At 70.6% G+C, this 14,053-nt stretch carries 10 protein-coding genes; all 10 read left to right on the top strand.

Going from position 1 to position 14,053, the window contains the following annotated elements; translation table 11 throughout:
* Nucleotides 1-464: 464 nt before the first annotated feature.
* The 10 genes from nrtL to prfA all read left to right on the top strand — a co-directional run bounded on the left by nrtL (nucleotide 465) and on the right by prfA (nucleotide 14,050).
* A complete protein-coding gene (gene nrtL / locus AOQ37_RS06420; RefSeq protein ID WP_062642072.1) occupies nucleotides 465-1,547 on the top strand; it encodes an ArgS-related anticodon-binding protein NrtL in 1,083 nt (360 codons plus the stop codon).
* 15 nt (nucleotides 1,548-1,562) lie between these two features.
* Complete coding sequence (lysA, locus tag AOQ37_RS06415; protein ID WP_062642070.1) at nucleotides 1,563-2,954, top strand: diaminopimelate decarboxylase; 1,392 nt, start codon at nucleotides 1,563-1,565, stop codon at nucleotides 2,952-2,954.
* 170 nt (nucleotides 2,955-3,124) lie between these two features.
* Nucleotides 3,125-4,423, top strand: a complete 1,299-nt coding sequence (locus AOQ37_RS39635) for a homoserine dehydrogenase (RefSeq protein ID WP_062642491.1) — start codon at nucleotides 3,125-3,127, stop codon at nucleotides 4,421-4,423.
* 6 nt (nucleotides 4,424-4,429) lie between these two features.
* Nucleotides 4,430-5,488 carry a threonine synthase gene (gene thrC, locus AOQ37_RS39630; protein ID WP_062642068.1) on the top strand — a complete coding sequence of 353 codons (1,059 nt, stop codon included), beginning with the start codon at nucleotides 4,430-4,432 and terminating at the stop codon, nucleotides 5,486-5,488.
* Nucleotides 5,489-5,813: 325 nt separating this feature from the next.
* On the top strand, nucleotides 5,814-6,758 hold the full coding sequence (gene thrB / locus AOQ37_RS06400) for a homoserine kinase (protein ID WP_062642067.1): 945 nt from the start codon (nucleotides 5,814-5,816) through the stop codon (nucleotides 6,756-6,758).
* Nucleotides 6,759-7,163: 405 nt separating this feature from the next.
* A complete protein-coding gene (gene rho, locus AOQ37_RS06395; protein WP_062642065.1) occupies nucleotides 7,164-9,221 on the top strand; it encodes a transcription termination factor Rho in 2,058 nt (685 codons plus the stop codon).
* 155 nt (nucleotides 9,222-9,376) lie between these two features.
* Entirely contained in the window at nucleotides 9,377-11,182 is a 1,806-nt protein-coding gene (locus tag AOQ37_RS06390; RefSeq protein WP_062642063.1) for a trypsin-like serine protease, read from the top strand.
* Between the two features lie 169 nt (nucleotides 11,183-11,351).
* A complete protein-coding gene (locus AOQ37_RS06385) occupies nucleotides 11,352-12,491 on the top strand; it encodes an LCP family protein (protein ID WP_062642062.1) in 1,140 nt (379 codons plus the stop codon).
* Between the two features lie 149 nt (nucleotides 12,492-12,640).
* The gene (gene rpmE, locus AOQ37_RS06380; RefSeq protein WP_062642060.1) at nucleotides 12,641-12,865 is read left to right on the top strand and encodes a 50S ribosomal protein L31; all 225 of its coding nucleotides are present in this window, start codon (nucleotides 12,641-12,643) and stop codon (nucleotides 12,863-12,865) included.
* A 108-nt stretch (nucleotides 12,866-12,973) separates the two neighbouring features.
* A complete protein-coding gene (gene prfA / locus AOQ37_RS06375; RefSeq protein WP_062642058.1) occupies nucleotides 12,974-14,050 on the top strand; it encodes a peptide chain release factor 1 in 1,077 nt (358 codons plus the stop codon).
* The last annotated feature ends 3 nt before the right edge of the window (nucleotides 14,051-14,053 follow it).

The raw sequence follows: 14,053 nt of genomic DNA, 5'->3' as shown, positions 1-14,053 counted from the left end.
TCGCCCGGCGCCTCTCCGGAGCCGACAACACAACCCCACCACCAGCGCCCCGCCCCCACGGCTGTCGCCCTGCCCCTCTTCTCATCCGGCGCTTCGCCCCCCACCCCGTCCTTCTCAGCCAGCCCCCCCCGAGGGCGTCCACGCCCCGCCCCGAGGCCAGCGCCCCGCCCTCCTCCTCAACCAGCCCCCACGGCCCGTCGTCCCGCCCCCCTAAAGCCAGCGCCCCGGCCCAGCCCCCTCGCACCCCCCCGAGGCTCCCCGCACCCCCCGAGGCTCCCCGCACCCCCCGGGGCTCCCCGCACCCCCCGGGGCTCCCCGCACCCCCCGGAGCGCCCCGCACCCCCCACGGCCGTCACCCCGTCCCTGACCTTCCCACCGCCGCGGCCACCCCCGCCCCGTCCACATCCCGGACCATTCGGAAACCGGCTCGCCTGCCTGGCCCCTTCCTCCCCTACGCTTGTGCCGTGAACCCCGTCGAGCTTTCTCGTGTCGTGCTGTGCGCGGTGCGTCGTGCTGTCGACGACGGGGAGCTGCGGGTGGTCGTGCCGGGGCGGGCCGTCGTCACCGTGCCGGGGGCCGGTGGCTGTGGGGACTACGCGACGAACATCGCGCTTCAGCTGGCGCGGCCGGCCGGGCAGCCGTCGCGGCGGGTCGCCGAGGTCCTTCGGCCGTATCTCCTCGGCGCGGACGGCATCGGTGACGTCGTCGTCAGCGGGCCCGGGTTCCTCAACATCAGCCTGCACGGAGCGCAAGCACAAGCGCAGGAGCGGGCGCACGCCCACGGCTCGGCCTCGCTCGTGCGGGAGATCCTCGGGAGCGGGGTGAGGTACGGGTACGCCGACGGCCCCACCGGGCAGGTCGTGCAGCTGCACGCTCCTCACGAGGTCCGGGCCGTCGTGGTCATGGACGTCGTCGCCCGTCTGCTGCGTTCGCAGGGCGCGCTCGTCCGTACCAGCTGTGCGGCGCGTCCCGAGCGGGCGTGGGCCGAGGTGCTGGGCGCCGGGGTCGACGCGTACGGCACGCCCGACGCGCCGGCTCCGCTCGACGTCAACGTGCGTCCCGTCCCCGCCGCCCCGGTCGACCCCGTGTCGCTCGGCCGCGACGCCGGGCGCTGGGCGCTGCTCCACGCCGCCGCCCATGACCGGCCCCGCGCCGCCGCCGATCTTCTGGCCCAGCGGGAGAGCAACCCGCTCTTCCGGGTCCGTTACGCGCACGCCCGCACCCGGGCGCTCAGCCGTAACGCCGCCGACCTGGGTTTCGACGCCCATCCCGGCGACGTCCAGGACGTACGCGAACTCGAGATCGTCCTCGCCGACCATCCCCGCATCCTGGCCGCGGCCGCGACCCGGCGCGCTCCCGACCGGCTGGCGCGGCAGCTCCTCGCCGTCGCCGACGCCGTCAGCCCTCTGCTCGCCACCGTCCTGCCCCGGGGTGAGGAGAAACCCTCGGCCGCCCATCGTGCCCGGCTCGCGCTCGCCGAAGCCGCCGGGACAGTGCTGGCCGGCGGCCTGACCCTGCTCGGCATCGACGCACCCGACCATCTCTGAAAGAGCACGCCCAAGATGAGCCGTTCCGCCCACCCCGCCGGGCCCCGCCACGCCGACGTCCTTCCGGAGGGCCACTACTCCGCCCCGCCCGCCGACCTCAACGCCCTCGACCCGAAGGTCTGGGCGCACACCGTCAGCCGCAATGCCGACGGCGCGCTGACCGTGGGCGGCGTCGATGTCGGCACCCTCGCCGAGCAGCACGGCACGCCCGCCTACATCCTCGACGAGGCCGACTTCCGGGAGCGGGCGCGCGCCTGGCGCACCGCCTTCGGCAACGACGCCGACGTCTTCTACGCCGGCAAGGCGTTCCTGTCCCGGGCCGTCGTGCGGTGGCTGCACGAGGAGGGGCTGAACCTCGACGTCTGCTCGGGCGGTGAGCTGGCCACCGCCCTCTCCGCCGGCATGCCCGCCGACCGCATCGCCTTCCACGGCAACAACAAGTCCGTCGACGAGATCCACCGCGCCATCGAAGCCGGTGTCGGACGTATCGTTCTCGACTCCTTCCAGGAGATCGTGCGCGTCGCCCATGTCGCGCAGTCCCTCGGCAAGCGGCAGCGGGTGCAGATCCGTATCACCGTCGGCGTCGAGGCCCATACGCACGAGTTCATCGCGACCGCGCACGAGGACCAGAAGTTCGGGATTCCGCTCGCGGGCGGACAGGCGGCGGAAGCCGTCCGGCGGGCGCTCCAGCTCGACGGGCTGGAACTCATCGGGCTGCACTCCCACATCGGCTCGCAGATCTTCGACATGTCCGGCTTCGAGGTCGCCGCCCACCGGGTCGTCGGGCTGCTCAAGGACATCCGTGACGAGCACGGCGTCGAGCTGCCCGAGATCGACCTCGGCGGCGGCCTCGGGATCGCGTACACCAGTGACGACGATCCCCGTGAGCCGCACGAGATCGCCAAGGCGCTCACCGAGATCGTCACGCGTGAGTGCGAGGGGGCGCGGCTGCGCACCCCGCGGATCTCCGTCGAGCCGGGGCGGGCCATCGTCGGGCCGACCGCCTTCACCCTCTACGAGGTCGGCACCATCAAGCCCCTCGACGGGCTGCGTACGTACGTCTCCGTCGACGGCGGCATGTCGGACAACATCCGTACCGCGCTGTACGACGCGGAGTACAGCGTGGCGCTGGTCTCCCGGACCTCGGACGCCGCGCCGATGCTCGCGCGGGTCGTCGGCAAGCACTGCGAGAGCGGCGACATCGTCGTGAAGGACGCGTTCCTGCCGTCCGACCTGGCACCGGGTGACCTGATCGCCGTACCCGCCACGGGTGCGTACTGCCGGTCCATGGCCAGCAACTACAACCATGTGCTGCGCCCGCCGGTGGTGGCCGTGCGCGAGGGCGAGTCGCGGGTCATCGTGCGGCGGGAGACCGAGGAGGATCTGCTGCGGCTCGACGTGGGCTGAGCGGGAGAAAAGGCGGGAGAAAGAAAGGCGGAAGATCTCCTGTCTGTCACCCCGGTGAAAATGAAATAGATGTCTCACGATCCGGACCAGGGATAGAAACTCCGGTCCGGTGAGTGAGACTGGGGCAACCGGAAACAACCGTAGACGGTATGAGGAAACGAGGTCGGATGATGCGTACGCGTCCGCTGAAGGTGGCGCTGCTGGGCTGTGGAGTGGTCGGCTCAGAGGTGGCGCGCATCATGACGACGCACGCCGACGACCTCGCCGCGCGGATCGGGGCCCCCGTGGAACTCGCCGGTGTGGCGGTCCGGCGGCCTTCGCGCGTCCGTGACGGCATCGACCCCGCCCTCGTCACCACCGACGCCACCGCCCTCGTCAAGCGCGGGGACATCGACGTCGTCGTCGAGGTCATCGGGGGCATCGAGCCCGCTCGTACGCTCATCACCACCGCCTTCGAGTACGGCGCCTCCGTCGTCTCCGCGAACAAGGCCCTGCTCGCCCAGGACGGCGCCGCGCTGCACGCAGCCGCCGAGGAGCACGGCGAGGACCTCTACTACGAGGCCTCCGTCGCCGGTGCCATCCCGCTGATCCGGCCGCTGCGCGAGTCCCTCGCCGGGGACAAGGTCAACCGGGTGCTCGGGATCGTCAACGGCACCACGAACTTCATCCTCGACAAGATGGACTCCACCGGCGCCGGCTACCAGGAGGCCCTCGACGAGGCCACCGCCCTGGGCTACGCCGAGGCCGACCCCACGGCCGACGTCGAGGCGTTCGACGCCGCCGCCAAGGCGGCCATCCTCGCCGGGATCGCCTTCCACACGCGCGTGCGTCTCGACGACGTCTACCGCGAGGGCATGACCGAGGTGACCGCGGCCGACTTCGCCTCGGCCAGGGAGATGGGCTGCACCATCAAGCTGCTCGCCATCTGTGAGCGGGCCGCGGACGGCGGGTCGGTCACCGCGCGCGTGCATCCCGCGATGATTCCGCTGAGCCACCCGCTGGCCTCCGTGCGCGGCGCCTACAACGCCGTGTTCGTGGAGTCGGACGCGGCCGGGCAGCTCATGTTCTACGGTCCCGGCGCCGGCGGTGCTCCCACCGCCTCCGCCGTGCTCGGCGACCTCGTCGCCGTCTGCCGCAACCGGCTCAGCGGGGCAACGGGGCCCGGCGAGTCGGCGTATGCCGCCCTGCCGGTGTCGCCGATGGGCGACGTCGTCACGCGCTACCACATCAGCCTGGACGTCGCCGACAAACCGGGTGTTCTCGCCCAGGTGGCGACCGTGTTCGCCGAGCACGGCGTGTCCATCGATACGGTGCGCCAGCAAGGGCGACAGGACAGCGACGGCGAGGCCTCTCTCGTCGTCGTCACCCACCGCGCGTCCGACGCCTCCCTCTCCGGGACCGTCGAGGCGCTGCGCAAGCTCGACACCGTGCGGGGTGTCGCCAGCATCATGCGGGTTGAAGGAGAGTAACCAGCAATGACCCACCAGTGGCGCGGAATCATCGAGGAGTACCGGGACCGGCTGCCGGTTTCCGACAGCACGCCCGTCGTGACGCTCCGTGAGGGCGGCACGCCCCTCGTGCCCGCGCAGGTGCTCTCCGAGCGCACGGGCTGCGAGGTCCACCTCAAGGTGGAGGGCGCCAACCCCACCGGGTCCTTCAAGGACCGCGGCATGACCATGGCCATCACGCGGGCCAAGGAGGAGGGTGCGCAGGCCGTCATCTGCGCCTCCACGGGCAACACCTCCGCGTCCGCCGCCGCCTACGCGGTGCGGGCCGGGATGGTGTGTGCCGTCCTCGTCCCGCAGGGCAAGATCGCGATCGGCAAGATGGGCCAGGCCCTCGTGCACGGGGCGAAGATCCTCCAGGTCGACGGCAACTTCGACGACTGCCTGACGCTCGCCCGTGCGCTGAGCGACAACTACCCCGTGGCGCTGGTCAATTCGGTGAACCCGGTGCGTATCGAGGGCCAGAAGACGGCCGCGTTCGAGATCGTCGACATGCTCGGCGACGCCCCCGACATCCACGTCCTGCCGGTCGGCAACGCGGGCAACATCACCGCGTACTGGAAGGGGTACCAGGAGTACGCCGCGGACAAGATCGCCCTGCGGACCCCCCGTATGTGGGGCTTCCAGGCGTCGGGCAGCGCCCCGATCGTGCGCGGCGAGGTCGTCAAGGACCCGTCGACCATCGCCACCGCGATCCGCATCGGCAACCCCGCCTCCTGGAAGTTCGCGCTGGCCGCGCAGGAGGAGTCCGGCGGCTTCATCGACGAGGTGACGGACCGTGAGATCCTGCGCGCCTACCGGCTGTTGGCCGCGCAGGAGGGTGTCTTCGTGGAGCCCGCGTCGGCCGCGTCCGTGGCCGGTCTGCTGAAGGCCGCCGAGCAGGGCAAGGTCGACCCGGGGCAGAAGATCGTCTGCACCGTCACCGGCAACGGCCTGAAGGACCCCGACTGGGCCGTCGCCGGCGCCCCGCAGCCCGTCACCGTCCCGGTCGACGCGGCGACGGCGGCCGAGCGCCTCGGACTCGCGTAAGCGGCCCGCACGCCACCCGCGCGTCGTCCGCGAGTCACTCGCGGACGACGCGCAGGGGGCTTTCCCGCGCAGGGGTGCACAAGGGGCTTGCGACACGCATCGTGCGCCGCCTGTGCGCCCTATGTCGCCACAGAACCTTCCTTCGATAGGCTGTACTGAATCCGCCCGCCGCATATGCCGCAGCGCCGCGTTGTCGCCGTGTCGTCCGCCGCGTCGTCTTCGCGGACTCCGGGGACTCAGGGAACTCCAGGGTGCCCCGTACACGTCTCCCGTACATATCGAATGTCATTCGACAGTCCCGCAGCTCAAGGAGAGTCATCGCGAGATGGCCGGTCCCGCCTTCCGCGCCGCCCCCGTCCGGGTGCGCGTTCCCGCCACCAGCGCCAACCTCGGCCCGGGCTTCGACGCCTTCGGCCTCGCGCTGGGGCTCTACGACGACGTCGTCGTCCGGGTGGCCGACTCCGGGCTGCACATCGACATCGCGGGTGAGGGCAGCGCGACGCTGCCGCGCGACGAGAAGCACCTCCTGGTCCGCTCCCTGCGCACCGCCTTCGACGTCCTGGGCGGGCAGCCGCGCGGCTTGGAGATCGTCTGCGCCAACCGCATCCCGCACGGCAGGGGTCTCGGCTCCTCCTCCGCCGCGATCTGCGCCGGGATCGTCGCCGCGCGCGCGGTGACCATAGGCGGCGAGAACAAGCTCGACGACGCCGCCCTGCTCGAGCTCGCGACCGAGATCGAGGGCCACCCGGACAACGTCGCGGCCTGTCTGCTGGGCGGGTTCACCCTGTCCTGGATGGAGTCCGGCGCCGCGCGGGCGATCCGGACGGAGCCCGCCGATTCCATCGTTCCGGTGGTTTTCGTGCCCGGGAAGCCGGTCCTCACCGAGACCGCGCGCGGTCTGCTCCCGCGCTCCGTCCCGCACGTCGACGCCGCCGCCAACGCCGGCCGGGCCGCACTGCTCGTCGAGGCACTCACCCGGCGCCCCGAACTGCTGCTGCCCGCCACCGAGGACCGTCTGCACCAGGAGTACCGCGCACCGGCCATGCCCGAGAGCGCGGCACTGGTGGAACGACTGCGCGCGGACGGGATTCCCGCCGTCATCTCCGGCGCCGGACCCACCGTGATGGCGCTGGCCGACGCGGGTACCGCGGACAAGATCGAGGCCTCGGCCGGCACGGACTGGGCCGCGAACCGCCTGGCCCTGGACCTGAAGGGCGCGTGTGTCCTGCCGCTAGCGCCCGCTGGTGAAAGCCACTCCGGCGACATTTAGGCGCACGGTTGCCGGATTTCGAGAGGGGGAATGTTTGTTGGATCCGGTAGTGTTAATCTCAAGTCTGCACCCGACCCCACCATGGCGAGGTGCTTCGTGTCCCCCTTCGGGACAGACATTCTTCCGGGAGCTCCCCAAGCCGCACTGCGTTCCGTACGTCGTACCTGGGCAGTACGCAGTACAGCGACGCTGAGTGGTCCACAGGGCACGCTCCGGAATCGGTGCGACCACGCCGCGTGACACTGAGTGTCATGGCTCGTCGCGGTAGCGCCATCACCAGCAAATTCTCTTCCGCCGCTTTGGCGGACCACCGCCCCGGCTTCGCCACAGCAAGGACCGAAGTCGGACAGCACAACCGGTCGCCGAGCCAGACAGGCCGACGTCCGCTCCAGGGAAGGACCCTTCGTGAGCGACACCACCGATCTGATGGGCGCACGTGTCGAGGAGACCGCTGCCGCGCCCGCCACGGACGCCTCCGCGCCTGCCACCGGTGCCGGCTCCCGGCGGCGCCGCGGTACCGGCCTCGAGGGCATGGTGCTGGCCGAGCTTCAGCAGGTCGCATCCGGCCTCGGTATCAGGGGCACGGCGCGTATGCGCAAGAGCCAGCTGATCGAGGTCATCAAGGAGGCGCAGGCGGGCGGCGGAGCAGCCGCTCCCAAGGCCACGGCAGCCCCCGCCGGGGACGCCGTAGAGACCAAGCCCAAGCGCCGCGCCACCTCCAAGGCGCGCACCGGCGACGAGCCCGCCGAGAAGAAGGCGGACACCGCCAAGGCCGAGGCCCCCGCCGAGAAGGCCGTGGCCCAGCAGCAGATCGAGATCCCCGGCCAGCCGGCCAGCAACGACGCGCCCACCGAGCGCCGTCGCCGCCGTGCCACCGCCGACGCGGGCAGCCCGGAGACGGTCGTCGCCGAGGCGAAGGCCGCCACGCGGACCGAGACGGCCGCCCCGGCGCAGGCCGAGACCCAGGCGCAGTCGCAGGGCGACGCCAAGGGTGACGTCGACGGTGGCGAGGGCCGCCGCCGTGACCGCCGTGAGCGTGGCCGCGACCGCGACCGCGGTGAGCGTGGCGACCGCGGTGACCGCGGTGACCGTCGCAAGGGCGACGACCAGCAGGGTGGCGGCCAGCAGCAGCGCGGCGGCGGCCAGCAGCAGGGTCAGCAGCAGGGCGGCGGCCGTCAGGACCGCCAGCAGCGCGACAACGGCCCCCAGGACGACGACGAGTTCGGCGACGGACGGCGTGGCCGGCGCGGCCGTTACCGCGACCGCCGCGGCCGTCGCGGGCGTGACGAGATCGGCGCCGCCGAGCCGCAGGTCGCCGACGACGACGTCCTGATCCCCGTCGCGGGCATCCTGGACATCCTCGACAACTACGCCTTCATCCGGACGTCGGGTTACCTGCCGGGCCCCAACGACGTGTACGTCTCGCTCGCCCAGGTCCGCAAGAACGGCCTGCGCAAGGGCGACCACGTCACCGGCGCGGTCCGTCAGCCCAAGGACGGCGAGCGGCGCGAGAAGTTCAACGCGCTCGTCCGCCTGGACTCCACCAACGGCATGGCGCCCGACTCCGGGCGCGGGCGGCCGGAGTTCAACAAGCTCACCCCGCTCTACCCGCAGGACCGCCTCCGCCTGGAGACGGACCCGGGCGTGCTCACCACCCGCATCATCGACCTCGTGTCGCCGATCGGTAAGGGCCAGCGCGGTCTGATCGTGGCCCCGCCGAAGACCGGCAAGACCATGATCATGCAGGCGATCGCCAACGCGATCACGCACAACAACCCCGAGTGCCACCTGATGGTCGTCCTGGTGGACGAGCGTCCGGAAGAGGTCACCGACATGCAGCGGTCGGTCAAGGGCGAGGTCATCTCCTCGACCTTCGACCGCCCGGCCGAGGACCACACCACGGTCGCCGAGCTCGCCATCGAGCGCGCCAAGCGTCTGGTGGAGCTGGGCCACGACGTCGTCGTGCTGCTCGACTCGATCACGCGTCTGGGCCGTGCGTACAACCTCGCCGCCCCGGCCTCCGGCCGCATCCTGTCCGGTGGTGTCGACTCGACCGCCCTGTACCCGCCGAAGCGCTTCTTCGGTGCGGCCCGCAACATCGAGGACGGCGGCTCGCTGACCATCCTCGCCACCGCTCTGGTGGACACCGGGTCCCGCATGGACGAGGTGATCTTCGAGGAGTTCAAGGGCACCGGCAACATGGAGCTCAAGCTCGACCGCAAGCTCGCCGACAAGCGCATCTTCCCGGCGGTGGACGTCGACGCGTCCGGTACCCGTAAGGAAGAGATCCTGCTCGGCAACGAGGAGCTCGCCGTCACCTGGAAGCTGCGCCGGGTGCTGCACGCGCTCGACCAGCAGCAGGCGATCGAGCTGCTCCTCGACAAGATGAAGCAGACGAAGTCGAACGGCGAGTTCCTGATGCAGATCCAGAAGACGACGCCGTCGACGGGCAACAACGACTGACGACCCGCCCGGCTTCGCCGGATATCGACCGAGGGCCACTCCCCGCACGGGGGGTGGCCCTCGGTCGTGTCGTACCCGCGGGATACGATCGCGCCCTTCACGCAATTCTCAGATTCGAACTGCGTCGCAATCACTGATCCCGAGGGGGGACTTGAGTGGGTACAGCCACGTCAGGGGGCGGTCGTCACAGACGCCGGATACGGATCGCGCTGCCCGTCGCCGCGGCCGGTCTGGCCGCCGCGGTCGCCGGAGCGCTGTTCCTGTCCTCGGCCGAGGCCGCCGAGGCGCCGCCGACGCGGGCGCCCGCACGGACGATGTCGGCCGAGGAGCTCAAGGAGCGGGCCGCTCTCGCCGTCACCGGTGACGAGACACCCGGGTCGAGCGCCAAGGAGTCCCTGAGCGCGAGCGCAAGCCCGAGCAAGATCAATCCGAAGATCATCGGCGGCACCACGACGACGATCGCCACCGCGCCCTGGATGGCCCAGCTCTGGTACTCCGACGACCGGGGCACCGACACCACCAGCGACGACATCGGCTTCTTCTGCGGTGGCTCCGTGATCTCGCCGACGAAGATCCTCACCGCCGCGCACTGCATCAAGGGCTACAACTGGTACGCCAACGGCTTCGTCATCACGGGCAGCACGCAACTGCTGTCCGCCGACGGCAACACGCACGGCGGCACCGTCTCGTTCGTCTCGCGGCAGTGGAACCACTGGTCGTACAGCGACACGACGCTCGACAACGACGTCGCGGTGCTGACGCTGGAGACGCCGGTCACGGCCGCGCCGATCAAGATGACCACGAACACCGACAGCGCCTCGTACGCGACCGGCACCAAGGCCACGCTGTACGGCTGGGGACGCACCAGCTCCGCCACGCAGGACATCTCCGACACCCTGAAGACGGCCGAGCTGCCGATCCAGTCGAACACCACCTGCTCGGGCTACTACGGCGCCGACTACCTCAAGGGCCACATGGTGTGCGCGGGCACGCCCGCCACCGGCAGCGACACGGGCACCACCACCGCCTGCAACGGCGACTCCGGCGGCCCGCTGATCGTCAAGAACGCGGCCGGCGAGAACCGCATCGTGGGCGTCGTCTCCTGGGGCGTCAAGGACTGCGTCGAGAGCGGCGCGTACAGCGTCTTCAGCAAGATCTCCACGTACGCCGCCAGCGCCTACCCGCGCATGGACGACACCAACCTGAACTACGACCACCTCGCCGACGTATGGGTGCGCAACGCGTCCACCAAGGTCGCGCGCGACCTGTACTCCAAGGGCACCTCGCTGGCGGGCGGCGACTCCTGGGGCTCCATGAGCGCCTACAACCTCGTCGTCCAGACCGACCTGGACCGGGACGGCCACCAGGACCTGATCCTGCGCCGCGCCTCGGACGGCGACGTCTTCTGGAAGCACTGGGTGCCCGTCAGCGGGACCTGGGCGACCAAGCTGATCGGTGACAACTGGAAGACCCGCACCCAGATCGTCGCCCCCGGCGACGTCACGGGCGACTACCTTCCGGACCTGCTCGCCGTGGACTCGGCCGGCGCGCTCTGGGTCTACCCGGGCAAGGGCAACGGCACCTTCGCCGCGCCCGTCAAGAACGGCACGGGCTGGAACGCCTACAACGTCGTGCGCGGTCACGGCGACTTCAGCTTCGACGGCAAGACGGACCTGATCGCCCGCGACAAGGCCAACGGCGCGGTCTACCTCTACAAGGGCAACGGCACCGCCACGAGCGCCTTCGCGGCCCGTATCAAGGTCGCCACCTGGACCAACACGACGTACAACGTCATCGCCGCCGTCGGAGACGTCAACGGCGACGGTCTGGCCGACCTGCTGGCCCGTACCCCGGCGGGCACCCTGTACCTGTACAAGGGCACCGGAAAGGCCACCACTGCGATCTTTGCCACAAGGGTCTCACTCGGGACGACTTACAAGCAGTACGACCTGTTCGGCTGAGTCCGGCCGAACGCGCAGGTGAGCGGGGGTGAGCCCCGCTCACCCGCGTCACGCCCCGTGCCCGGTCCATCGCGGACCGGGCACGGGGCGTTGTGCAACCCTGTCCCGAGTTTCCCCGTCTGACCCGGCGGAGTGACGATGGTGAGGTCGCACGAGAACAGAGGAGCACATGTCCGCCGAGAGCACGCCGGAGCCCGGTACCCCGGGTGAGGCCGGCACAACGAGCGGGGCGGCCGGCAGCGGTGGTCCGCGCCACCGCAGGCATCGCGGCCGACGCAAGGGCGTGCTGATCGCCGCGTGGACCTCCGCGGGCGTCGTCGCGCTGGGTGGCACCGGCGTCGGCTACCTCTACTTCAAGCTCAACGGCAACATCAAGAGCGTCGACATCGACCAGGCCCTGGGCGCCGACCGGCCCACCAAGGTCGACAACGGCTCCGAGAACATCCTCGTGCTGGGCTCGGACACCCGCTCCGGCAGCAACAAGAAGCTCGGCGGCGGCACGGACGACGGCAGCGCCCGCTCCGACACCGCGATGATCATCCACGTGTACGAGGGCCACAAGAAGGCCAGCGTGGTCTCCATACCGCGCGACACGCTCATAGACCGCCCCGCCTGTACCGACACCAGCGGCACCACGCACGACGCCGCGTCCGACGTGATGTTCAACTCGGCGTACTCGACGGGCGGCGCGGCCTGCGCGGTGAAGACGGTCGAGTCGATGAGCGGCGTCCGCATGGACCACTACCTGGAAGTCGACTTCTCCGGATTCGAGAAGCTCATCGACGAACTCGGCGGCGTCGAGGTCACCACGACCAAGGCCATCGACGACCCCGACAGCCATCTGAAGCTCAAGGCCGGCACACACACCCTCACCGGCGAGCAGGCCCTCGGCCTGGTCCGCACCCGGCACGGCGTCGGCGACGGCTCAGACCTCGGCCGCATCCAGCTCCAGCAGGCCTTCATCAAGGCCCTGGTCAACCAGGTCAAGCACGTCGGCCTGTTCACCAGCGGCACCAAGCTCTACGACCTCGCCGACACCGCGACCAAGGCCGTCACGGCGGATTCCCGGCTCGGCTCGCTGAACTCCCTGATGTCCTTCGCGAACGGACTCAAGGGCATCAGCGCCGACAACATGAACATGGTCACGATGCCGGTCCGGTACGACCCCTCCAACCTCAACCGGGTCATCGTCGCCGAGGCCAAGGCCGCACAGGTGTGGACGGCCCTGAAGAACGACCGGCCCATCCCGAAGTCCGCCACCGAGGGCACCGCCACGGGCGAGGCGGCGGGCGTCGTGACCTCGTCCTGAGGTGCTCGGAGCACCGAGGGGAATAGATCCTCCCGCCCCCCGGTTTTGGGGGATGCGGCCAGTGCTGGCAGACTGGTACGTCGGCTCCGGTTCACGTTTGCCGTATCCCGCGGCAGCGACCCGGCGCCCTCCCGAAACTAGGAGACACCTTGAAGCGCGACATCCACCCCGAGTACGTCGAGACGCAGGTCAGCTGCACCTGTGGCGCCTCGTTCACCACCCGTAGCACGATCGAGAGCGGTTCCATCCGCGCCGACGTCTGCTCCGAGTGCCACCCGTTCTACACGGGCAAGCAGAAGATCCTCGACACCGGTGGCCGTGTGGCCCGCTTCGAGGCCCGCTTCGGCAAGGCGCCCGCCGGCTCCAAGAAGTAGCGAGCCCCATTTCGCCGGTCCACGGCAGTGTCCCCGCCCAGGGGCACGCCGGGACCGGCGTTTTTGGTCGCCCGCCCTTCCCCCACGCACGTCATTCAGGAGCGCATCATGTTCGAGGCCGTCGAGGAGCTGCTCGGAGAGCACGCCGACCTGGAGAAGAAGCTCGCCGACCCGTCGGTCCACGCCGACCAGGCCAACGCGCGCAAGCTGAACAAGCGCTACGCCGAGCTGACCCCCATCGTCGGCACGTACCGCTCCTGGAAGCAGACCGGCGACGACGTCGAGACCGCGCGTGAGTTCGCCTCCGCCGATCCGGACTTCGCCGCCGAGGTGAAGGAGCTGGAGAAGCAGCGCGAGGAGCTCACGGAGAAGCTGCGGCTGCTGCTCGTGCCCCGGGACCCGTCCGACGACAAGGACGTCATCCTCGAGATCAAGGCGGGCGCGGGCGGCGACGAGTCGGCGCTGTTCGCCGGCGACCTGCTGCGCATGTACCTCCGCTACGCCGAGCGCGTCGGCTGGAAGACCGAGATCATCGACGCGACCGAGTCCGAGCTGGGCGGCTACAAGGACGTCCAGGTCGCGGTGAAGACCAAGGGCGGGCAGGGGGCCACCGAGCCCGGACAGGGCGTCTGGGCGCGGATGAAGTACGAAGGCGGCGTGCACCGGGTGCAGCGCGTGCCCGCGACCGAGTCCCAGGGGCGGATCCACACCTCCGCCGCCGGCGTGCTCGTGACGCCCGAGGCCGAGGAGGTCGACGTCGAGATCAACGCCAACGACCTCCGCATCGACGTCTACCGGTCCTCCGGGCCCGGCGGGCAGTCCGTCAACACCACCGACTCCGCCGTGCGCATCACGCACATTCCCACCGGAGTCGTCGCTTCCTGCCAGAACGAGAAGAGCCAGCTTCAGAACAAGGAGCAGGCGATGCGTATCCTGCGCTCCAGGCTGCTCGCGGCGGCGCAGGAGGAAGCGGAGCGGGAGGCCGCCGACGCCCGCCGCAGCCAGGTCCGCACCGTCGACCGCTCCGAGAAGATCCGCACGTACAACTTCCCGGAGAACCGCATCTCGGACCACCGCGTCGGCTTCAAGTCGTACAACCTGGACCAGGTCCTGGACGGCGACCTCGACGCGGTGATCCAGGCCTGCGTCGACGCGGACTCGGCCGCGAAGCTCGCGGCCGCGTAGGCG

It is taken from the genome of Streptomyces maremycinicus (genome assembly GCF_001184025.1).
Classification (GTDB): Bacteria; Actinomycetota; Actinomycetes; order Streptomycetales; family Streptomycetaceae; genus Streptomyces; species Streptomyces maremycinicus.
This window is presented reverse-complemented; position numbering and strand designations above follow the sequence as displayed.